General features: G+C 46.2%; 7 protein-coding genes. 5 read left to right on the top strand and 2 right to left on the bottom strand.

Annotated elements, in window-relative coordinates:
• The first annotated feature begins 5 nt into the window (after window positions 1–5).
• A complete protein-coding gene (gene torT, locus UQW94_RS00670; RefSeq protein WP_080276945.1) occupies window positions 6–1,055 on the top strand; it encodes a TMAO reductase system periplasmic protein TorT in 1,050 nt (349 codons plus the stop codon).
• A 64-nt stretch (window positions 1,056–1,119) separates the two neighbouring features.
• Window positions 1,120–1,575: a methylglyoxal synthase gene (locus tag UQW94_RS00665; RefSeq protein ID WP_005376571.1), complete on the top strand. Its 456-nt coding sequence runs from the start codon at window positions 1,120–1,122 to the stop codon at window positions 1,573–1,575.
• A 77-nt stretch (window positions 1,576–1,652) separates the two neighbouring features.
• Here the strand turns inward: UQW94_RS00665 and helD are convergent, their stop codons facing one another.
• Window positions 1,653–3,722, bottom strand: a complete 2,070-nt coding sequence (gene helD / locus UQW94_RS00660) for a DNA helicase IV (RefSeq protein ID WP_322141908.1) — start codon at window positions 3,720–3,722, stop codon at window positions 1,653–1,655.
• Window positions 3,723–4,046: 324 nt separating this feature from the next.
• Here helD and yccS point away from each other — a divergent pair, with 324 nt between their 5' ends.
• From yccS to UQW94_RS00645, 3 genes are all read left to right on the top strand, one after another.
• On the top strand, window positions 4,047–6,200 hold the full coding sequence (gene yccS, locus UQW94_RS00655; RefSeq protein ID WP_053303489.1) for a YccS family putative transporter: 2,154 nt from the start codon (window positions 4,047–4,049) through the stop codon (window positions 6,198–6,200).
• A gap of 189 nt (window positions 6,201–6,389) precedes the next feature.
• Window positions 6,390–6,620, top strand: a complete 231-nt coding sequence (locus tag UQW94_RS00650; RefSeq protein ID WP_267923549.1) for a hypothetical protein — start codon at window positions 6,390–6,392, stop codon at window positions 6,618–6,620.
• A gap of 80 nt (window positions 6,621–6,700) precedes the next feature.
• Window positions 6,701–7,003, top strand: a complete 303-nt coding sequence (locus UQW94_RS00645) for a hypothetical protein (protein ID WP_054577819.1) — start codon at window positions 6,701–6,703, stop codon at window positions 7,001–7,003.
• A gap of 185 nt (window positions 7,004–7,188) precedes the next feature.
• Here the strand turns inward: UQW94_RS00645 and UQW94_RS00640 are convergent, their stop codons facing one another.
• Window positions 7,189–25,782 (bottom strand): retention module-containing protein, encoded by an 18,594-nt coding sequence (locus UQW94_RS00640; protein WP_322141907.1) that lies wholly within the window; start codon window positions 25,780–25,782, stop codon window positions 7,189–7,191.
• Between the last annotated feature and the right edge of the window lie 141 nt (window positions 25,783–25,923).

The raw sequence follows: 25,923 nt of genomic DNA, 5'->3' as shown, positions 1-25,923 counted from the left end.
ACGTTATATTTTGCAGTGTTTACTTAATCTATGCCAACGAACTTCATTTCATGGTTAAAAATCAACACTCATTTCGCACATTTTTCAAACATTCTGCAGCCACTTTAACCCTAGTTGCTTCTTTGCCAGCGGTTGCCGCAGAGAAAATATGTGCAATATACCCTCACCTAAAGGATTCATACTGGTTGTCAGTAAACTATGGAATGGTGTCCGAAGCGAAAAGAGAAGGTGTCGAGCTACGAGTCCTTGAAGCGGGCGGCTACCCAAACAAAACCCGTCAAGAACAACAACTCGCACTGTGTAACCAATGGGGAGCAGATGCGGTTATCCTTGGGACCGTGGACCCACAGGCTTACGAGCATTCACTTAAAAATTGGGTGGGGAATACTCCCGTTTTTGCTACTGTGAACCAACTCGACTTGGATGAAGAACAAAGTGAGTTGCTAAAAGGGACTGTCGGTGTTGACTGGCATTGGATGGGATACGAAGCGGGTCAATATTTGGCCGCTCGCCATCCAAAGGGGTCAGGAAAAACCAACATTGCCTTACTTTTGGGGCCGCGAACTCGTGGTGGTACGAAACCCGTTACTGCCGGATTTTATGAAGCGATACAAGGAAGTGATATCAACATTGTTGACTCATTTTGGGCAGACAACGACAAGGAGTTACAACGTAACCTAGTTCAACGTGTGATCGATATGGGAAATATAGATTACATTGTTGGCAGTGCAGTGGCGATTGAAGCGGCCATCAGTGAGCTGCGCAGTGCCGGCAAAGCTGAGGAGATCGGTCTAGTTTCTGTGTACTTAAGTCATGGTGTATATCGAGGCCTGTTACGTAACAAAGTGCTCTTCGCACCAACAGATAAAATGGTGCAGCAAGGTCGGCTTTCCATGATGCAAGCAACGCATTACTTAAGAGGTAAAACGTATGACAAACATGCCTCACCAACCATCAAACCACTGACTCCGAAGACGCTTCATGACGACACGATCGAAGAATCGTTATCTCCGTCAGAATATAGGCCGACATTCCGTGTTAAGGCTGTTGATTGAAAGACCAAAAACGTGTTCTATTGAGTCACAACAATTTTAAAATCATACAAACGGAAACATCTTGATGCAAAAAACCATTCGTACCATGCCAACCCATAAACATGTGGCTTTGGTTGCTCACGACAACTGCAAACCTGAGCTACTTCGCTGGGTAAAAGAAAACAAAGAAAAGCTACAGAGTCACTTCCTTTACGCAACTGGCACGACAGGACACATGCTAAGTAAAGAAACTGGACTTGCGATCAAGAGCATGATCAGTGGTCCGATGGGCGGTGATCAACAACTAGGCGCTCTTATTTCAGAAGGCAAAATCGACGTTCTCGTTTTCTTTTGGGATCCACTGAATGCCGTACCTCACGACCCAGACGTTAAAGCGCTTCTTCGTATTGCTAGTGTTTGGAATATTCCTGTAGCAACGAACCGAGCCACCGCTAAGTTCCTGTTTAACTCCCCTCTTCTTGAGCAAGAAGTAGACATCGAAGTGCCGGATTACGAAGCCTATCTTGCTGAGCGCATGTAAGCTTTGATGCTAACCAAATAAAGCAAAGGCGATACCAAGTATCGCCTTTACTGTTTTTAACATTCTAAACGTTGCATTTAACGAGAAGTCACGATGGGATAGTCACCATTAACGAGCTCTTGAACGAATGCAAATCCCGCACCAGTATGCGTAATCCAAACCTTCTCTTTCGCACGTGTAATCGCCACGTAAAATAGCCTGCGCTCTTCTGCGTAAGGGAATTTGTCTTTGGACTCCGTCAACGCACCATCAATGTGAATTTGCTTCTTCTTAGCGGGGAATTGCCCCTCATCCACAGAAAGAATAATCACAAAGTCAGCTTCGCGTCCTTTACTCGCATGGCAAGTCATAAAGCGAATATCGAGATTAGGGAAACGTCGCAACCAATCGTCGAACAAATCGGGCTTATGATAATGGTTACGTCCTAGCAATAAAACTGACTTGGTTTGCTTGGCTTGTTGATTCAAGTGGTCCAAGATCTTTTCCACTTGATTGCTCGGCGCGGTATGTACGCTCTTCTGCTTGCGTTGTTTGTGGCTGTTTAGTGTTTTCGGCAACTGCGATGGGTTTTGCTGCACGAATGTATTCGCTACATCACCAATCTGATTGTTGAAACGATAAGTTGTATCTAAGTGATGAACGGTTGAGTGAGCAAAGCGTTCTTTAAAACCAGTGATAAGATCGACATCCGCTCCTGCAAACTGATAGATCGCTTGCCAATCGTCGCCAACAGCAAATAACGTGGCACCTGCTTGTTTCTGAGTGGATTCACACAGTGCTTCAATCAATGCCAGACGATCTGGAGAGATATCTTGATACTCATCGACCATAATAAAGCGCCATGGCGAGACAAACTTCCCTTTATTCACATAATCTGTCGCACGACTGATCATGGTTGGGAAATCCACTTGGTTGCTTTCTTTAAGCATTTTCTGCCACGCTGTAAAACATGGCCAGCATAAGGCGAGTTCACTATTTAAACGCGTATAGTCTTGGTGGTTTACGAGCTTTTCTTGTACTTGCTTTTTGGTCAAGCCCACCGCCGCTAAATGAGACAGCTGCGAATCTAGCCAAGCGATCAGTTTTGGATTTTCTGAATGGCTTCCTAACTCATCATCCCCTTTTAGGTACGCAATCGGCCATTTGTCTAAATGTTTTTGCCAACGTTTAAAGTTGGTGGGTGTCATCCAATGTTTTTTCAACCAGTCTACACACCATGCTGTTCGTTGATTTTCGTCCAACGCTAAAGGACTAATTTCGACAGGTTGCTGTTCGACTTGTTTAAGAATATACAAGCCCAACTGATGGAATGTGTTGACGCGCACACCGTCTGCCGCCATGCCCACTTTATCTACTAAGCGTTCTTTCATTTCAGTCGCCGCATCACGACCGAACGCTAACATGAGAAGCTCTTCTGCTTGAGCTTGATGGCTTTGCAACAAATAGGCAACTCGTGCGGTTAAAACGCTGGTTTTGCCCGAGCCGGCCCCAGCAAGAACTAAGTTGTGGTCGTCGTTGAGCAATACCGCATATTGCTGGGATAAATTCAAAGGAGAGGATTCAATTTGATTAAACAGCACTTCCCAATTTGGACGTTCTGCTTCTAGCCAATCGCGATTACGCTCACCAAGCGCCTCAGAGGTATCAATGAGCCAAGGCTCTATTTGCGACATACGATTCGGCATTCGCATTTTGGCTTCTTCTAGGGTGGTTTTCATCTCGCTTAACTCTTGGTTAAGGCTTTCAACCCAGGAGACCACTTGAGAATGCGATAAGTAAGCAGGCAAGTGCTTTAGTTTGTAAAGCTCTTCTTCCCACTTAGGTAGATACTCAGCCAGTTTTCGGCACTGAGTGTTGTGCCACTCTTGATATTGACGAACGGCCTCAAGCGCGAACTTTCGGCATTGTGGCCACGGTAAACCTTGGACTAGCCAGCTTTGTTGTTTGCCTTCGTGTTCATGAGCAAAAAACTGTAAAGAGCTCCATAATAACCCACGCTTTACGCTAACTTTGCCATTCCAGATCGTAAAAGGAATATGTTCTTCACTGCCTATCGAGCTTAATAAAACACTGTTCTCTTTTATTTCGACGTGATGGTACTCATTTTGAATAAAAAACTGTGCTTTGCTAGTGGCAGTAAGCTGCATGAAACGTGCGCCTTTTAGTTTAGAAGTTGTCGATTTATATCATTTTAAGGTGCTAAATTGTAGCAACGGCGAGCACCTAAGTAAGCTTCTTCTTCTATTCTTTAATAAAATTCACATTACTGTCGATTTAATAACCTAAAGCTGAGGTTATTTGAAGCTGGCTTTACAATCCTCAATACATGACCTGGCAGTTTTAATATAAGTCGATGACATCCCTGCTGATTTTATCAGCAACCACGAATTTTTCTTAAAGTAAATCATAAACGCGCTATAGTGGGTCTGGTAGTATTCCCCCTGTTCTTCATCGGAAACATAAGGCGCATTGTGCAAGCAACTTCTAAATTTCGGCTATATTGGGCAAACAAGACGATAAATTACAGCGTTCTTATCCTCATTACCTTACTGGGTGTGGTTATCCCAACTTGGTACTTCGAGCAAAACACGCTGATAACGCCATTAATATTAGGCGTTATTGCTGCTGCTTTGGCTGAAAGTGATGACAGTTTCACTGGACGCATTAAGGCTCTGATTCTCACCTTTCTCTGTTTTGCGCTTGCTGCTTTTTCAATTGAAATCTTGTTCGATACCCCTTGGGCTTTTGCGTTGGGATTATTTATCTCAACCTTCGGCTTCATCATTCTTGGGGCGATAGGTCCTAAGTACGCGAGTATTGCTTTTGGTTCGTTGCTGATCGCTATTTATACTATGCTTGGCGCACATGAAAGCACCAACATTTGGTTTCAGCCACTACTGCTTTTAACTGGTGCCGCCTGGTATTACTTCATGTCCATGATTTGGCAGATATTTTGGCCCCTTCAACCTGTGCAACAAAGCCTAGCCAATGTGTTCTTCCAAATGGCGAATTATCTTGATGCGAAAGCCAAGCTTTTTCACCCTGCGACCAACTTGACGCCACAACCGCTACGGATTGAAGCTGCAAAATGCAATGCTGCCACGGTTACGGCACTAAACGCTTGTAAAACCACATTACTTAACCGATCGAAACGGGGTCACATTGATGGGCCTAGTGACCGATTTTTAAATATTTATTTCATCGCTCAAGACATTCACGAACGCGTCAGTTCTAGCCATTATCGCTATCAGGATTTAGCGACCGAATTTGAACGTTCTGATGTGCTGTTTCGTTTTAAATATCTTTTGGAGTCTCAAGCCCAAGCGTGTCGTGATATTGCACTAGCCATTCAGCTAGGAAATGAATACTCCCATACCGATCAATCTATTCTGGCATTAGCTGAAGTACAAAACTCTCTTGCTTATCTAGAAGAACAAAAGCAAGGGCACTGGAAACGTCTTCTGATGCAGTTAACATATTTATTCAATAACTTAGCGACGGTAGAAAAACAGCTTAATAACATTAACAACCCAGATGTTGAAGGCCTCGAAGAAGATACCCTCGCCGATACCAACCCACACACGCTAAAAGCGATGTGGCAGCGTATATCAGCAAATTTACACAAAGATTCGATGCTGTTTCGGCATGCATTACGTATGTCAATTGCCTTAACGATTGGCTATGGAATCATTCAAATATTCAACATCGACCGAGGTTACTGGATACTCTTAACCACTTTATTCGTATGCCAACCGAACTACAGTGCCACTCGCCAAAAATTGACGGCGCGAGTAATAGGTACATTAGCTGGTTTGTTGATTGGTGTACCATTGCTGACTTTTTTCCCTTCTCAAGAAAGCCAGTTAGTATTTATCGTTATCTCTGGTGTGATGTTTTTCGCCTTCCGGATGAACAACTATGGGTACGCGACTGGTTTTATTACACTGCTCGTCCTCTTCTTATTTAATCAACTAGGTGAAGGTTACGCAGTTGTCCTTCCTCGACTAGCAGATACCCTCATCGGGTGTGTGCTTGCAGTAGGAGCTGTATTAGTTATTTTGCCCGACTGGCAGTCGAGAAGGCTTCACAAAGTTATGTCGGATGCGATAGAGGCGAACAAGCAGTATCTCGATCAGATCATTGGTCAGTATAGAATCGGCAAGAAAGACAATTTGAGTTACCGTATCGCTCGCCGCCAGGCCCACAATAATGATGCCTCACTCTCTTCTGCGATTAGTACGATGCTGGCGGAGCCTGGCAAATATCGCGCAGCTGTTGATGAAAGTTTTCGCTTCCTAACGTTAAATCACGCAATGTTGAACTATATTTCTGCATTAGGCGCGCACAGAACTCGCATCGAAGATGAGTCAATTCATAAACTCGTTTTAGATGCTCACCGTTGTATTCATCAGCATCTGGATGTACTTCATAAACAGCTTCACCAGCATTGTGAGGAGTGTGACCTATCTAATATTGATGATGCTGGACTCGAGCAACGCTTAAACGAATGGCGCGATGAAGACGACAGCTCTGCCCGCATGGTATTGCAGCAACTTCATCTTATCTATCGCATGCTCCCAGAGCTTCATTCACTTGCTAGTAAGTTTGCCGTCAGGGTAAGTTAGTAACATTCAAACCATATGTAAGAGGGAAGCGCTATATCGCTTCCCTTTTTCTTTTTACGTTTCCATCTACCCCAAAGTGGGTAATTATGTACCTTCTTAGGAAAAATCTGACGTATCACTTAACACACCTTGACAATATTCGGACAAAAAGCAATCGATCAAATTCTAATCTATTTTGGTTGAATAAATATGTTGTATCCAAAGGATGAAGATTTTCGGGCAACGACGGATAAACCGAATCACGACGAAGGTATTGAGATGAACGCACAACAATTTAATGAACTTAAGCAAAAGCTCAGTGATTTAACGGCAAGTCAGTTAAAGTCATTACAAGGTGAGATCAGCGTGAAACTAAATAAAGCGCAAAAACCGGTTCTATCTGGTGAAGAAAGAGAAATGCTTGCCAAACTGTTTGCCTAATCAAGTCATTGATATAAAACACTTGAACGTTTTATAAAGTCCACCTATGCTCTCACTATCATAATGTTGGGAGTAGTGATATGCCTGTATCGGGAATTCAATCTGGACACCACATCGTTCAGATGTCACAACAAATGGCCGAGAAAGCTGCACATGGCATTAGCAATAATGTAAGTAAGGTAAAAGAAGAGCTTTCTGATCACAACATCGATTTAGCTGCGGTTGCGGATGTCGCAATAACAGCCTCAACACCTAGCCTTCCCTCTCAAAAAGTTGAATCTCTCATCAACCTAGCACAAGCCGCTGGTTATAACCGAGTTGGCGCGTCTGTCATAGAGAAAAACAATGAAATCATTGGCAGCTTGCTAGACATCCACGTTTAGGCGATTTAACGTCAAATTATCGCTATTTTAATTTCCAACTATCACTATAACGTCGTAACTAGATAGCCCCTTTGCTTCGTTCTTGCTTTCTATTTCGATTCAAATATCTCCTGTTTAAAATCAAGCTTTCCCGAAAAAAAATGGGCGGCTTATCAGAGCCGCCCATTTTTGTGTTGTATACTGGTTTATCCGTTATCAATAACACCGTTGTTCAGCAATGACTCTACAATCTCGTTGGAGCTGAGACCGTTGAAGTCGATTGAAGTACCTAAGTTTTCCACGACAATAGTCTGTTGAACATTTGCATCCGTCGTAATGTTCAGAGAAACACTTTCCGTCGATGCATCGTAGTCTGCCGAAATGTGACCAAGCAGATCATCCATGTCGATCATTGAGTTATTGAGATCAGAGATAACTTCACGTAAATCGATGCTGTCTTCGTTAACAGTGAAGTCAGTAATGGTATCCACTGCCCCTTCATCAACGGAGTCTACCGTCCACTTGAAGATATCGCTGCCGTCTCCACCCGTTAAGATATCTGAGCCTAAGCCACCGATAAGAACGTCGTCACCGTCGCCACCAATCAAATTGATACCTGTGTCTCCACCGACTAAATAGCTGTCGTCCACTGCGGTTGACTGGTCAATATCGTCGCTATCACTACTCACATTCAAACTAATTTGGACAGGTGAAGACTGCGCTTCATCGCCATTAGATTCCGTTGATATCGCCGTAAGCGAAATATCGTAAGAACCGACATCAATACCACTGTTAGTATCTGTTGCGACAATTTCTAGCGTATCAATTTCATCGCTTGGTACTGTCCAAGTGGTACCATCGAAGCTAATGCCTGATGGAGAAACGCCACTTGTTACCTCAGCACTAGCTGGTACGCCCGTTAGCTCCAAAGACAGCACCTCGTCAATATCAGTAAGCGCCGCCATGATTCCGACAATCGCTAAACCTTGACTGCTCGCGGTTTGGCTAGCCGCAATTTGACGAATGTAATTAAACTGAGGATTGATATTCAATGTAGGTGCATCAGCTACAGGTGTCACATTGATAGTGAAGTCTTGATTCGCCTCCAATGCGGAACCCGATGCATTTTCGAAGTACACACCGTTGTCTTCGACTTTCACCGATAAAGTGATTGAAGCTGCGTTGACATCTCCTGCATCCACAAATACACCCTCAGAAGCGTCTGTTGCTCCAAGAACGGAGTTAATATTATCTGGTGTGCCCATTAGAGTTATTTCACCAGCCATCCCCGCCCCAACAGTCACACCACTACCTGCTGGCGGCTCGACACGAAGGTCGCCCTCGGTAACTGTAAGAGTCACCGTCATGATTTCATTCGCCTGCGCACCAGTGAAGTCGATGTCACTTACACTAATACCCGTTATTTTCTGGCCATCGGCTTCGTTGATCGTATCCGTTACCGACGTTGCAGTGATTTCAGGTGCGTCATTGGTCGCTTCAACATTCAACACTGCTGTGCCCGCGATTGTAATTGGGTCTGGAGCGCCGTTAGTTGTTCCGTCATCTGTGATTTCATAAGTGAAATTAACGTCACCAAAGAAATCTGCTGCGGGTTCAAACGTCCACTCTGTCGCACTCACTTGAGTCAACGTGCCGGAAGTTGGGTCCACTAACGCAACATTATCGACGGTCAAGTTGTCTGACTCAGGATCACTTGCGTTGCTCAGCAACTCAGTAGCCGTAATAGTTACCGAACCACCATCTTCTTCGGTACTACTCAACGTTACCTCTGATGTTACCGGTGCATCGTTCACCTCAGTGACTTCGAAGGTCGCCGTTCCTGACACCGTTTGAGGATCAGAAACACCGTTCGTTGTACCGTTGTCGGTAATGTCGTAGGTCAAATCGACCTTGCCGTTGTAGCCAGGCGCAGGAGTAAATGACCATGTACCTGTTACGTTGTCGAAATCCAATGTGCCGCTGCTTGGATCAACCAACTGGACATTGCTCACCATCAAGGTGTCGTTTTCAATATCAGACGCATTCGCCAACAAATCAGCTTGGGTAATATCAACCGCCGTACTGTCTTCTGCGATATCAGAAAGTGTCACTTCAGACGTCGTTGGAGTATCATTGACTTCCGTTACATTGAACGATGCGCTGCCGTTAACCGATTTAGGATCGGATGCACCATTTGTCGTGCCATCATCTGTAATGGTGTACGTGATTTCAACTGGCCCGTTGTAATCTGGTGCTGGGGTAAATTCCCACTCTCCCGTGCCACTGTTGAAAATAATGCTGCCCGAATTCGGATCCGTTAACTGAACATTGCTAACCGTGAGATTATCGTTCTCTACGTCTGTCGCATTCGCAATAAGATCCGCTTCAGAGATGGAGAACACACCACTATCTTCTTCAATATCCGGTAGCGTCACTGGCGTAGTTTCTGGGGTATCATTCACCGCTGTCACTTCAATATTGAAGCTGCTGCTGTTGGTATTTAGGGTGTCATCTACCCCACCAATTACGATACCTTCATTACCTTGGTCATCGACTGTCACGTCCACCTGAACGTCACCAAAGAAGTTCAGGTCTGGATTAAACTCAATCAGACCGTCTGCAATGGCATTGTTTAGATCGGCCACTGTACCTTTCAGTTCAACGGAGTCCGTACCATCACCGCTCACGGTTAGGTTGTAAGTAGCGATGAGCGTTGGATTAAGCTCCAAGATACCGCTGTCGACGTTCACATTGAGTACATATTCAGCATTCGGATCATCGAGTACGGCATCAATATCGGTAATGCTGAAACCATCAAGCAGCATTGGCGTATCTTCTGGTGTTTCCACATCCACGGTATTGACGAACTCTGGACGATCGTTCACTGCTTCAACATCAACAGTGACATCAAACTCCTCTGCGGAGCCCAAGCTTTGACTGCCATCGAGCCCAGTATCAACGGCTTGCACTTTGAAATGCAGCGAACCATCCCATGAGTTATCGTTGCGATCCCCAGAATTAAACACCACTTGATCCAAGTCTTGAGCATTGATTTCTAAGACAAAAATGCCGCCGCCTTGGTCAGTAAACACGGTCCCATCAGGTAATGAAACACTCGCCCCATCAGGGACATTGGAGACCTCAACTCTCAGCGTCTCTGGATCATTTTCCTGGTAGTTTGCACCATCTCCGATGGACTCTTTGTTATCAACCACTAACGCATTTACATTAATAACAATGTCTTCGCCCTCATTACCTGCAGCAGAAGTGTCGGGATTCACATCAACATCATCACCAATAGGATTGACAATAAGCGTAAAGTTGTTGTTTCGTTCCGTTGGAACTTGTAGCAACTCCTCTTGAATGAAGACCGTAATACCTATCTCAGCCTCGCCACTAAAGTGTTTTGGCGGTTTAATTTGGATGTCACTCAGGTCAATGGACGTCTGAGTGAGATCTTTTAGTTGAATACTCCATTCGCCCCCACCGTTGTTCTTAACAACATAATCAGAGGAATTGGATTTAACGATAAAGTCATCAGGAAGTCCCGTTAACTTGAGTGAAACGAAACTCTCAGAACCGTCATTATCGTTCAGGCTGATCGAAACACCAGAGCCCGATTGATTCAGCGAAATTAAAGTATCTTCGTCACCAATCACCGTGATTGGCTGCGTCGGATCGGCACCTGTAATGGTAATGTCATCAACGACTGGCGTAACTTCAAATGTGACATCGTCAGTGAAGGTTCTTACATCTATATTATCGCCAGAGTTATTCAAGATAGACTGATCAAACACAGCTTCATCAGTAATTTCTCCCTCGATATTAATCTTGACGGTATTTTGGCCACCACCTACGGGGTAATTTTCTTTTGGCTTAAACAGAACATTGTCAAGCGCACCAGCTAAAATCTCAGCTTCATTAAACTCAATACTGGTTCCTAAGCTGTTACCATTGGCATCAACAAACTCACCTAATGTTGTGTCATCAAGCTCTAACTTGATGTTCGTTAGTGTTTCTCGACCACCTTGAGTGTTGTTAAATTGATCGGCAAAATCAACACTCAAGTTAAGTTGGATTAAGCCATCTTCGTAACCGACACCATCCGCCGTGGGAACGTCGTTATTTAGATCAGTTACAGGTTGTTTGTTTGCATCCAAGCCGAAAGTACCAACGATATCTACTTTTACATTCGGTGTGACATCGCTATCCAACGGCTGATCCCCGGCTGAACTCGGAACGTCTGCAACCGGTAAAACCTGAACTGGAAACTGGACATTATTTTCTTTTTCATCACCGGACTCAGTGTCTTTAGTGACGAACCGAATTGGTAATTCGAAATCACCTGCGTAATCTTCTGCCAAGTGCATCGTCAAACCATCAAGGCCAGTAATATTTCCACTCGCATCGATATGGGCTTGGAACACGTATTTGCCATTGACAAAGTCGATATCCGTCCCCGTAATCACCAAACCAGGAGGAATGCCAGGAGCTGAAGGATCGACGATAATAGTCAAGACATCCTCCACGCCATCTGCATTAATCGCATCAACTTTCGACGTTAACTGAGCACCAAGGTTGATAGAATTATCTTCCAACGCTTGAATTTGGACATCATCAGCCACCTGAATCTCTGCCGCTACACTCATTTGCGGTGTGAGAACGGTAGGAAATTCAAGTGTCACATCCGTTTGGCGCATGACCGTCGCATCTTTTTCGTTGCCCAAATCTTCGCCCAAATCATTCACTTCTGCGTAAATGGTTAAGCCAATTTGAGAGAGACCGCCGTTATCGCCATCGTCGCTGTCATCGTTTGGTGTTAAATCAAGACCAGACGGCGCTTTAATTGAGAAGTTATCTTCATTGGTTACTGTCCAACGACCCCCACCTTCATTTAGTGCACCGACGATAACCAATTGGTTGAGGATCTCAGGGTCCACATTGTGAAATTGAACAACAAGTTGAGTCACCACTTCATCTGAAGACGCATCAAACTCTTGATATTTAATGATATGAGCACCAGATTCGCCCCCCAAAGAAGTGTTGATCGTAAAGTCAATGTTACCTTGATCGTCTGACTTCACGATATCGGTAGCACCACCACCACTTTCAGTGACAAGCAGACGGGTTTGGTCATCTATTGCCCCCGTCTTATCCTCTGGCTCAACGATTGGATTAACTTGGACATTCACCGTACCATTGATGGTTTTCTCAGCGATACCTTCACCGGGATTCGAAGCGTCAACATATTCATGGTCAATCTCTTTCACAGTGACGGTCGTGGTCAAGTCAAAGTCAGTACTTGAATCCTGCTCCAACTGGACTTGAACATAGCCACTTTGAGAGATTCTAGCGGAAAAATCTTGCTCTGATTCACCGGCTTGCGGTGAAAGCGTTAGTGTTCCAGAAACAAGCGTTTGTGCCACACCATCTACATAGACCGTGCTGCCTGGAGGAAATCCAGAGATGGTTACATCACTAAAGAATTCATCGGTATCAGGGCTTTGTACGAGCGTCGGTTTCCAATCGATGTCAAAGCGCGTATCTTCATCTCCCTCCGATCGAACAACGTAGTTATCTTGGGCGTCAATAACGGGTTCGACCTTGATCCTTACCTCTCTTTCAATCACACGACTATGGCCATCATTCTCGGTAACAATGATCGTCCCAGTAATCGCAATGTTTTCAGTTGAAGAGGCTTCCGGAATAATTTGAATACCGGAATTAAAATTCAGCCCAGTGATGTTTGCTTCGTAAATCGGTTGACCGTTACCATCATAGCCAACAAAGGTGAGGTCAACGCTTGAGCCGTCTGAATCTACGACACGAACACCGTCGGGGATGTTGGACAGGATAACAGTAATGGCTTCTGAATCATCCTGTGGTCTATCGGCAACTTCACCAGATACAACCGAGAAGTTAAGGTTTACAACACCATTCTCTTCGATAGTCGTCTCTATCCCGGCCACATCTCCGTCTACGAACCGGTTCCAAACGTTCCCCGCGTCAATTAATACCGTGTCTGGTATGTCAGCAACACCTTTTACACCAACGATGACAGTCTTACTGCCCAGTGACAACACATCTTCTGTCGTACCGGTAGACAATGATGCTGTGTCTTTCACAATGCCTTCGACATTGAAAGTAAAGTCATCATTGCTGTGCAACGGAGGAAGAACTTCGACGTTCGCTAATTCAGACTCTGGCACTTCGTAATAAAGTATATTGCCGCCTGAATCGGTCACTTCTACTATCTGACTTGGGTTTGCTGAGTCCAGCCACACCAGAGTAACCCCATCAATTGAGAAGTTAGAAATGCGCACAAATAACGCTTCAGAACCATCTAAGTCCGCTGATGGTTTCATGGTGATCACTTCACTTAATTGGAGTGGGTCGTGATCAGTGACAGGGTCTACCGTATTTTGAGTTCGAGCGTTATCCTCAAACACATTAATTCGATTTACAGTAAAACTACCTTTATCCGCAACTGGGTTTACATCAATAATGATGGTTTCGGTTTCTGAGCGAGCGGTATCTTTCCCAAGCAGTGGATTGTTGTTTTCCGTCGTAATAGCGGTGACATCAATTCTGATTTCGCCCGAGAAGTTATCTATCGGATCAACTTGAACTTCATCAATTCGGCTTGCATCCACCAGATAAACACCACCGGATTTTGGTATCGCACTACCATCTGAATAGACTAACTCTGCGTTACCTTCTCCTTGTGTAAAGACAAGCTCGTACACAATGCCTTCTGGGTTACTAGTGTCTTGGGTTTCAGCCGTGATGTTAAGTGCGACATTGTTTCCATCTTCATCAACCGAGTAGTTAAATTCGCTGCTTGCCGTCCACGTTGCAATATCTGCGACGGCAGCAACTTCAATGTCTAAACGACCATTAATCGTATGATCTGGCGTACCATTGTTAAGAATTTCCACGCGGATACGAGGATCGATACCAGAAGCATCGGTTGATGTATGACGATCTGGTACGAAGTACAAGTTATCTAACGAGACAAGCTCACCATTGAATGACTGCTCAACATTTGATGCGTCGAGAACAACCGTATTGCCCACAGATGTTAATTCAATGTAGTTGCCACTGCCGTCTCGGTAGTAGAACGTACCGTTGTGAGTATCAGCATCTCGAATAGTGATGTCACCTAAGCTCTCGTTACGGTCGATATCGTGTAAATTGATAACCAAGTCGACTTTCGCAGGGCTAACATCCAGCGTCGACAAGTTGTCCTGAGTATTTGCAGAGTCAACGCCCACAACGACACCATCACGCCCTTGGTCTTCGAACGCAGTAACGGTAGACGTGTCAATTTGCGCATTGCGGTCTCTTATCGAGATATCCACATCGGCATCTGCGATATCGCCATCACCATCGGTTGCAACAACGTTGATGGTGAAATCAATCGAGTCGGTTTCGGTATGGTCAAGGTCGTCATTCGGACGGAATGACACACTGCCATCGGTTCGAACAACCAAACGACCGATTTCAGTATCCACTCCGTCAAGAACCTTGTGAACAAATACGACTTGGTCGCTGCCGTTCAAATCGACAGAATCAGAATCAACACCATTTTGCTTAAAGTAAATGCCTGAATCATCAGCCGAGAATGAAGTCACTTGTGCGCCGTCAGCACCAAGGTCATCATCCCCCTCTACAGGGTCTCGGAATAAACGAACCGTGCGGCTGCCTTGCCCCTCAACACGCGAAATAGATGCATCGTGCAAGGTTGGAACATCATCGGTAATCGTCACTGGTAAGTTAATACCTGCCGTATCACCATCGACATCGGTCGTAAAGACTGGGAGATCAAGTATGAGTGTATCTTCGCCTTGAGTTGAGTGATCTAGCGCACCCTCAAGCGTAAACTTGTAAGAGCCGTCAGCGTTCAAAACTAGTGTGAACACTGAGTTACCATCAGGTGTTTGACCTTGATAAGTAAAGTTGTTGTTGCTTACCGCGGTTTGAACTAACGTCACCGCAAAACCACCTGAAGTTACTCCTGGTATCGGGTTAGAAGTAAGATCCAGCTGATAAGAGACAACGGTATCTGCCCCTTCCACCGTATCGAAATTGCCCGTTGCTTCTAGGCTGTCTTTGTTGGTTGCCTGAGAGCCGTTGGCAAGGTCATCCTCATCAACAGCCAAAGCATCTGCTGATTTAATTTCGGGAATGTCATCAACTACGGTAATTGGAAGATTCAGTGATGATGACGTGTCACCATCAAAGTCTGTTACTGTAATTGGAATATCAATGACAAGGTTGTTTTCACCTTGAACAGCGTCATGGTCGATTGGTCCCAACAGCTCAAATTGGTAGCTGTCATTATTCGCATCAAGAGACAGCGTGAAGATCTTAGTTGATGTGCCAGTAATAACCGCTTCGTAACTGGTTACTCCACCATTCGTGCTTACTAGATTCAACTCGATGCTGCTGCCGTTCGACGTTAAACCAGACACGACTGCATCGAGGTCTGAAACTTGGTAGCTGACAATCTTGTCTGCACCAGCAACGACCTCAAATCCGCCGTTCAATACCGTTGAATCACTACTTGTCGTGTCAGAGCCACCGGAAAGATCATCTTCATCAACGGTTTGTTGGCTAGAGTCTGTCACTTTCACAATAGCTGGGACATCGTCCACCACGGTGATCGGCAAGGTGATGTTATTGGACACATCGCCATCAAAATCAGTCGCGTTGACTGGGAAGTTAATGACCAACGAGTTTTCATCGTTACCCGCAGGATGATCAAGTGCACCCAACAGTTCAAATTCATAACTGTCTGCTGAACCATTTAGCGTCAGTTTAAAGACGGTGTCCGTCGTACCTTGTACATAAGCTCGGTACTCAATCACACCGTTTGAATTTGAAAACTCAACCAACTCAAGCGGTTGACCACCTGAGGTAAGGCCAGAAACAGGCGATGTTAAACTATCCAACTGGAAGCTAACGATAGAGTCGGCACCATCAGTAACGTCAAAGTTGCCACCAATGATATTGGATTCTGGCGTGTCGTCCGAACCTTGGCTTGGAATATCATCCTCATCCACAGACAAGGTACTACTAGAGCTAATAGCATCAATGGTTGGCTTGTCATCTACGATGGTCACTGGCAAGGTCGCAGTGATGATATCGTTGTCGCCATCCGTGATCTTCACAGGTAGATTCAACAAAATCTCATCAGAGTTAACCGCGTGATCTAACTGACCAGATAACTCAAAGTCGTATTTACCATCTTGATGAAGTGTCAACGTGAAGACAGTCACTCCACCCGGAGTTTGTCCCACGTAAACAAGCGCGTCAGCAGTTGAAGCACCAACGTCTTGAGAAAGTGTTACCTCTTCTCCACCCGATTTCAGATTCGGGATAGGATTTGAGCTCAGATCCAATTCGAAAGCATCAATACCATCTGCGCTAGTGACTTCGAATTCACCTGATACCGTTAACGGCTCTTTAGTGCCATCAGAACCAAGAGGTAAGTCATCTTCGTCGACACGTAGACTTTCAATATTGGTAACAACTGGAACATCGTCCACAACGGTAATTGGCAATGTGAAGGCTGGTGAAGTATCACCATCATTATCTGTCGCCGTCACAGGGAGGTTAATAACAATCTCGTTTTGCTGATTACCATCTGGATGATCAAGCGGCTTCTGTAAATCGAATTCGTAGGTGTTGTTCGTTGCATCCAGCGTCAGTTCGAACACCACTTCAGCAGGATTGCCAGCGACACCTTGGTAGACGTTCACGCCGTTTACGCTAGAAGACAGAACTAAGGTTATAGCTTCACCATCTGAAGTCAGTGACGTAACAGGCGTGGTCAGGTCACTGAGCTGAATAGAAGCAACTTGATCAGCACCTTCGGTGATATCAAAAGTACCTGAAATAACAGTATCTTCTGCACTTGCAGCATCCGTACCTGCTGGCAGGTCATCTTCATCAACGGTTTGTTCGCTGCCTGCTAGTAAACCATCAATGGTTGGAACATCATCCACAACCGTAATTGGTAAGGTGGTGTTGTTCGACACGTCTCCATCAAAGTCAGTCGCGTTTATCGGCAAATTGATGACCAGTTCATTTTGGCCATCAGCATTTGGATGATCGAGAGGAGCAAGCAAATCGAACGTGTAGCTGTCATCAGAGGCATCGAGGGTCACACGGAATACTGGTGTCGTCGTGCCATCAATACGAGCTTCGTAAACTGAAACACCACCTGCGTTTGATACTTCAACCATAACCAGTGATTGACCACCAGACGTCAGGCCTTGTACTGGCGTCGTTAGGTCAGAAACGCCGTACTCCACAATGCCATCAGAGCCATCAGTCGCGATGAAGTTACCCGCAATGCTGTTCGACTGCGTACCGTCAGATCCGATTGTTGGGATATCGTCCTCGTCAACCGTTTGCACACTTGTTGTTTCGATGCCACCAAGTGTCGGTTTGTCATCAACGATCTTGACAGGAATTGTCTCAGCAGACGTGTCGCCATCAAAGTCTGTTGCGATGATTGGGAAGTTGAGCGTTAACTCATCGCTATCAACAGCATGGTCGATTGGACCTTCAAGCGTGAAGTTGTAACTACCATCAGTGTTCACTGTCAGCGTAAAGACCGCTTCAGTCCCCGCTGTCGCCTCGTAAGTAAAGCTGCCATCAGCGTTTGCGGTTTCAGTCAGCGTCACTGCCACGCCTTGTGATGTAAGGCCAGCCACTGGTGTTGCAGACGCGTCAAGCTGATAACTTACCACTCGGTCCGAGCCTTGTGTGGTAGTGAAGTTGCCATCGATTGAAATCGGGTCAGTCTGATCTGAGCCAATCGTACCTAAATCATCTTCATCAACGGTAATTGCATCGACATCGGTAATGGTCGGCTTATCATCCACAATGGTGACTGGGATCGTTTCTGTGGTGGTATCACCATCAAAATCCGTTGCGATGATTGGGAAGTTCAGTGTCAGCTCATCACTACCCGTCGCATGGTCGATTGGACCTTGCAGCGTAAAGTTGTATGAACCATCCGTATTAACGGTCAGCGTAAATACTGCTTCAGTTCCTGCTGTCGCTTCATAAGTGTAGCTACCATCACCGTTTGCAGTTTCAGTCAGGGTCACTGCCACACCTTGTGATGTTAGGCCATCAACTGGCGTTGCAGCCGCATCCAATTGGTAGCTTACTACCCCATCAGAGCCTTGCGTTGTAGTGAAGTTGCCATCGATTGAAATTGGATCTGCGCCGTCAGAGCCAATCGTCGCTAAGTCATCTTCATCCACACGGATCGCGTCTACGTCAGTGATGGTTGGTTTATCGTCAACGATGGTAACAGGCAGTGTTTCTTTCGACGTATCGCCATCAAAGTCTGTTGCGATAATCGGGAAGTCGATTTGCAGGCTGTCGCTATTCACCGCATGGTCTAGTGGACCCTGCAAAGTAAAGATGTAGCTGCCGTCTGGCTTCACCACCAATTCAAATACGTCATTGCCATTTGCTGTGGCAGTGTAAGTAAAGCTGCCATCACCATTTGCTGTCTCTGCAAGCACGACAGGCTCACCATGAGAGGTCAACCCTGCTACTGGATCTGCCGTTGCATCAAGCTGGTATTTAACAACGCTGTCTGAGCCTTCAGTTGTGCTGAAAGACCCCGACATAAACGCATCATCGTTTTGGTCTGAGCCAATTGAGGCGAGATCATCTTCGTCTACTGTTAGTGGAACAACGTTGTCAATGGTTGGAACGTCATCAGTAATCGTGACGGGAATGGTCGCGGTCGTCGTATCGCCATCAAAATCTGTTGCAATGATTGGGAAGTTCAGTACTAATTCATCGCTGTTTAACGCGTGATCGACCGGCCCTTCCAGACGGAAGTTGTATGTGCCATCAGCATTCACGTTCATGGTGAAGACAGGATTGCCATCCGCGGTAGCCACGTAAGTAAAGCTGCCATCGACATTCGCAGTCTCTACCAAAGTAACAGGCTCACCTTGGGAGGTTAATCCCGAAACAGGATCAGAAGTTGAATCAAGTTGGTAGCTCACCACTCGGTCTGAGCCTTGAGTAGTAGTGAACACGCCTTCAACAAACACAGCGTCAGTTTGGTCTGAGCCAATGCCTGATAAATCATCTTCATCAACAGCCAGAGGCACAACATTATCGATGATTGGCGCATCATCCGTGATCGTGACTGGAATGGTCGCCGAAGTCGTATCACCATCAAAGTCGGTGGCAATAATTGGGAAATCAATCGTCAGGCTATCGCTGTTGGCGGCATGGTCAATCGGGCCTTGCAGCGTAAAGTCGTACGTACCATCTGTTGCGACATTCAACGTGAAGACAGGATTGCCGTCAGCGGTGGCCACATAGGTAAAACTGCCGTCACCATTCGCGGTTTCCACCAAGGTAATCGCCTCACCTTGAGATGTCAGCCCCGCAACAGGATCTGCTGTTGAATCCAGTTGGTAGCTCACCACTCGGTCAGAGCCTTGTGTGGTCGTAAACGCGCCTTCAACGAACAGATCGCCGCCTGGGTCTGAGCCCACACCGCTAAGATCGTCTTCATCGACACTCAACGCATCCACCGCTGTAATGGTCGGTACATCATCAACAATCGTGACTGGAATGGTTTCAGTAACGGTGTCGCCATCAAAGTCGGTTGCGATAATTGGGAAGTTCAGTGTCAGCTCATCACTATCAACAGCGTGATCAATTGGCCCTTCAAGTGTGAAGTTGTAAGAGCCATCAGTATCTACTGTCAGAGTAAATACTGGGTTTCCACCCGCAGTCGCTTCATAAGTGAAACTACCATCACCATTTGCGGTTTCTGTCAGTGTGACAGCAGCGCCTTGCGATGTTAAACCGTCCACTGGTGTTGCTGAAGCATCGAGTTGGTAGCTCACCACTCGGTCAGAGCCTTGTGTGGTAGTAAAGCTGCCATCAATAGAAATTGGATTGCTTTGGTCTGAGCCAATTAACGCTAGATCATCTTCATCAACCGTAATGGTGTCGACGTCGGTAATAACAGGCTTATCGTCCACGATTGTCACTGGGATAGTGGCATTTGTGGTGTCGCCATCAAAGTCGGTCGCGATGATTGGGAAGTTCAGTGTCAACTCGTCGCTATCTACCGCGTGGTCGATTGGACCTTCAAGCGTGAAGTTATAAGAGCCATCAGTATTCACTGTCAGCGTAAAGACCGCTTCACTCCCCGCCGTCGCCTCGTAAGTAAAGCTGCCATCACCGTTTGCGGTTTCAGTCAGCGTGACGGCCACGCCTTGTGATGTAAGGCCATCAACTGGTGTTGAAGAAGCATCGAGCTGATAGCTCACCACTCGGTCCGAGCCTTGTGTGGTAGTGAAGTTGCCATCGATTGAAATCGGGTCAGTCTGATCTGAGCCAATCGTACCTAAATCATCTTCATCAACGGTAATTGCATCGACATCGGTAATGGTCGGCTTATCATCCACAATGGTGACTGGGATCGTTTCTGTGGTGGTATCACCATCAAAATCCGTTGCGATGATTGGGAAGTTCAGTGTCAGCTCATCACTACCCGTCGCATGGTCGATTGGACCTTGCAGCGTAAAGTTATATGAACCATCCGTATTAACGGTCAGCGTAAATACTGCTTCAGTTCCTGCTGTCGCTTCATAAGTGTAGCTACCATCACCGTTTGCAGTTTCAGTCAGGGTCACTGCCACACCTTGTGATGTTAGGCCATCAACTGGCGTTGCAGCCGCATCCAATTGGTAGCTTACTACCCCATCAGAGCCTTGCGTTGTAGTGAAGTTGCCATCGATTGAAATTGGATCTGAGCCGTCAGAGCCAATCGTCGCTAAGTCATCTTCATCCACACGGATCGCGTCTACGTCAGTGATGGTTGGTTTATCGTCAACGATGGTAACAGGCAGTGTTTCTTTCGACGTATCGCCATCAAAGTCTGTTGCGATAATCGGGAAGTCGATTTGCAGGCTGTCGCTATTCACCGCATGGTCTAATGGACCTTGCAGGGTAAAGGTGTAGCTGCCATCTGGCTTCACAACCAATTCAAATACGGCATTGCCATCTGCTGTGGCTGTGTAAGTAAAACTGCCGTCGCCGTTAGCAGTTTCAGTAAGCACAACAGGCTCCCCATGAGAGGTCAACCCTGCTACTGGATCTGCGGTTGCATCAAGCTGGTATTTAACAACGCTGTCTGAGCCTTCAGTTGTGGTGAAAGAGCCCGACATAAACGCATCATCGTTCTGGTCTGAGCCAATTGAGGCAAGGTCATCTTCGTCCACCGTAAGTGGGACAACGTTATCGATGGTTGGAACGTCATCAGTAATCGTGACTGGAATGGTCGCGGTCGTCGTATCGCCATCAAAGTCTGTTGCAATGATTGGGAAGTTCAGAACTAGTTCATCGCTGTTTAACGCATGATCAACCGGACCTTCTAGACGGAAGCTGTATGTACCGTCTGCATTCACGTTCATGGTGAAGACAGGATTGCCATCCGCGGTAGCCACGTAAGTAAAGCTGCCATCGGCATTCGCCGTCTCTACCAAAGTAACAGGCTCACCTTGAGAAGTTAAACCTGCGACAGGATCAGAAGTTGAATCAAGTTGGTAGCTCACCACTCGGTCTGAGCCTTGAGTAGTAGTGAACGCGCCTTCCACAAACACATCGTCAGTTTGGTCTGAGCCAATACCTGATAAATCATCTTCATCCACAGTAAGAGGCACAACATTATCGATGATTGGCGCATCATCTGCGATCGTAACGGGAATGGTTGCCGTGGTCGTATCACCATCAAAATCGGTGGCAACAATTGGGAAATCAATCGTCAGGCTATCGCTGTTGGCGGCATGATCAATCGGGCCTTGCAGCGTAAAGTCGTACGTACCATCTGTTGCGACATTCAACGTGAAGACAGGATTACCGTCAGCGGTCGCCACATAGGTAAAGCTGCCGTCACCATTCGCGGTTTCCACCAAGGTAATCGCCTCACCTTGAGATGTCAGACCCGCGACAGGATCAGAAGTTGAATCAAGTTGATAGCTCACCACTCGGTCAGAGCCTTGTGTGGTAGTAAACGCGCCTTCAACGAACACAGCGTCAGTTTGGTCTGAGCCCACGCCGCTAAGGTCATCTTCATCGACACTCAACGCATCCACCGCTGTGATGGTCGGTACATCATCAACAATCGTGACTGGAATGGTTTCAGTAACGGTGTCGCCATCGAAGTCGGTTGCGATAATTGGGAAGTTGAGTGTCAGCTCATCACTATCAACCGCGTGATCAATTGGCCCTTCTAGCGTGAAGTTATAAGAGCCATCAGTATTCACTGTCAGCGTAAAGACCGCTTCAGAGCCCGCTGTTGCTTCGTAGGTAAAACTGCCATCACCATTTGCAGTTTCTGTTAGCGTGACAGCCACACCTTGCGAGGTTAAACCGTCAACTGGTGTTGATGTACCATCGAGTTGGTAGCTCACCACTCGGTCTGAACCTTGCGTGGTGGTGAAGTTACCATCAATAGAAATCGGGTTGCTTTGGTCTGAGCCAATTGACGCTAGATCATCTTCATCAACCGTAATGGAATCCACGTCAGTAATAACTGGCTTATCGTCTACGATCGTCACTGGGATAGTGGCATTTGTGGTGTCGCCATCAAAGTCGGTAGCGATGATTGGGAAGTTCAGTGTCAACTCATCACTATCTACTGCGTGGTCGATTGGACCTTCAAGCGTGAAGTTATAGCTACCATCAGTATTCACTGTCAGCGTAAAGACCGCTTCAGTACCCGCTGTCGCCTCGTAAGTAAAGCTGCCATCACCATTTGCGGTTTCAGTCAGTGTGACTGCCACGCCTTGTGATGTAAGGCCGTCAACTGGTGTTGCAGAAGCATCAAGCTGATAACTTACCACTCGGTCAGAGCCTTGTGTGGTGGTGAAGCTACCATCAATAGAAATCGGGTCAGTCTGGTCCGAACCAATCGTGCCTAGGTCATCTTCATCAACGGTAATCGCATCGACATCGGTAATGGTCGGCTTATCATCCACAATAGTAACAGGCAATACGATTTGGCTTGTGTCACCATCGAAATCGGTAGCAATAACGCTAAAATCAAGGGTTAAGCTGTCGCTATTTGACGCATGGTCGATTGGACCTTGCAGCTCAAAACTGTACGAGCCATCAGTATTCAAAATTAATGTGAAGACTGCGCTGCCATTTGCCGTTGCACTGTAGGTGTAACTGCCATCTGCATTTTGCGTTTCGGCAATGGAAACGGTTTGACCTTGAGATTGCAGGCCATTTAATGGATCAGCGCTTACATCCAACTGATACTGTACGACGCCATCAGAACCCTGAGTCGTCGTGAACTGACCTTCAACCAACGTCGGCTGTGATTGGTCAGAGCCTACCGAACTTAAGTCATCTTCATCAACAGTAAGAGCAACAACGTCGTTAATGGTTGGCACATCATCAGTAATGGTAACCGGTAGAACAAGTGCACTGGTGTCACCGTCAAAGTCCGTTGCGACAATAGTGAAGTCTAGCGTTAAGCTATCGCTACCCACAGCATGATCTATTGGACCTTCAAGGGTAAATGAATAAGAACCGTCAGGGTTCACTTGTAAGGTGAAGATAGCGTCCCCTTCTGCCGTTGCAGAATAGGTAAAGCTGCCATCTAAGTTAGTTGTTTCCGTCAGAGAGATAGATCGACCCTGTGATTCCAACCCATTGAGTGGATCAGTGCCGCTCTCTAATTGATAACTTACAACACGGTCTGAGCCCTGAGTCGTCGTGAAGCTGCCTTGCGCGAGCACAGAATCGCTTTGATCGGAGCCGATGCTTGATAAATCGTCTTCATCGACGGCTAGTGCCTCAACGCCATCAATCGTAGGAACGTCATCTTGAACTTGAATGACAATTTGCGCAGCTTCTGGTGTGTTCGAACCTTCGGTAATAGAGGAGCGGTCACCATCCGCATCTACCGCGTAAACTGGCAGTGAGAAAGTGAGCGAGTCATCGTTAGCACCCGTATGGTCAAGTTGTTCATACAAGTTGAATTGGTATTCGCCCAATGCAGGTGCATCAATCGCCACATCAAATACGGTAATACGCACACCATCCAGCTCGATGAAGCCTTCGTAAGTACGTACGCCGTTACTCTCGGACGCTAGTTCTAGTTGAACAACCTGCCCTTGAGATTGGAGTTCTCCACCAACATTGAACTCTGTAGGTTCCAACTCATAGTGATCAATGATGTCACTTCCGACCGCTGTCGTGATCGACCCAGTACCACTTGTTACTGCCGCGCCTTCCTGTGAACCTTGGTCAACCCCCGCCTCGTCTAAAGACAAGCCCGTCACGTTCTCAATCACTGGATTATCGCCATCGAGGATGGTCATCGTAAAGGTGTTGCTTGCCGTATCTTGGTCGAAATCGACGATTGTGGTTGGCAAAGAGAGCTCAATCGTATCTTCACCGTTTGTTTGTTCTAACGGCTTAAATTGCTCAAATTGGTAGGTACCATCAGTATTCAAACTGATGGTTAAGACGGTTTCATTCGAGCCCGCAATGGACAAGGTGATAGTACTGCCGTCTTCAGAGAGTACCGCTTCTGTCGCCTGATTATCACTCAGTAGGCCATCGAACTGACTAAGTCCTTCTTGATTAAACGTGACCGTTGCCAATTGATCACTACCAATATCAACAAAAGTGCCAGTAATTGGTGTAGAAGAAGATTCAACGTTTTCAAAAGTAACGTTCTGCGGCGCAGGATCATCGCCATCAATAACGGTTGTCGTAAAATCGATAGGCGCTTGAATGCTATTACCACCAATATCTGCGCCTGTAATGTCAAAAGCGATATTGATTTGATCACCGACGATAGATACTTGGCCATCAGCAACAGACGCAACATGGTCAATACCCTGGCTAATCGTGGTAACGACCTCTAACTCTAAATCACGGCCTAAAGATGTCACTTCGATCTCGATACGAAGCACTTCGTTACCACCTTGAGTGCCGATAATGGCATTTTGCGCTTCGTCGTAAACGAACGCTACTGGCTGACCACCAGAGGTAATGTCACTATTTAACTCGGTTAACAAAGACTCTAATGAGGACGTTTCAGGTACAAATGAAGCAGTATCAAGTGCGAGATCCCCTGCTTCAACCAGCACACTAGAAGAAATGGTTTGCGGGTAGCTAGATAGAGAAATTGAGCCTTCTGTTACGCTAGATTGCAGTGACTGCCCACCATCAGCAAAGATCGTGACATTCAAACCGTCATCTTCGTCGCGATCATCTTCTCCGCTGCGAGTCGCAGACGTTTCAAAAAAAGTAGACGCGAGTACTTCCGGGTTATTATATTCAACCGTCACGTAGCCAGCATTAGCCGAGCCTTCAGCACCTGCGCCAGCAGCTGTTGCTTCTAAGATAGCGGTAGGGTCAGCTCCGTCTAAAATAGCTTGCTGGATAGCGGCAATATCGTTGGCGTCGAAGTCAGCACTTCCAATAGCCGTTGGGTCAAAAGTCACCAAGCCATTAACTGGAGATTGTACCAATACTGGTTCTAGTGATTCAGAAGAAGGCACAGGAAGACAAGCAACACAATTTGCATCGACCAGATAAAGCTCATTATTTATCTGTACGTCGAGAGAAGCATTATTTTCTGTGATAATAATCTCGCCAGGTCTTAACTCATCCCCCGCTTTTATGACCTTAACGTTTCCATCCAGGCCCAAAACCAAAACTTCACCTTTGACAGCATTTACAATCGCGCTCTGCGGTACCGTGTGCGTACTCATCTGACCTCCGCTAATGGCTTACGTTTCCCATTAACCTTTTTAGATAATTTCTTATTAATTTAGTGCGGCATACTGCACACCTTTATGCGATTAAACTAAGTATTGAATCATTAAACAATCGATAAATACCCTACTACCGAG

The organism is Vibrio sp. PBL-C16 (assembly GCF_034321865.1).
GTDB classification, from domain to species: Bacteria; Pseudomonadota; Gammaproteobacteria; order Enterobacterales; family Vibrionaceae; genus Vibrio; species Vibrio alginolyticus.
Note: the sequence above shows the minus strand (reverse complement) of the source record. Positions and strands in the feature narration are given on the sequence as shown.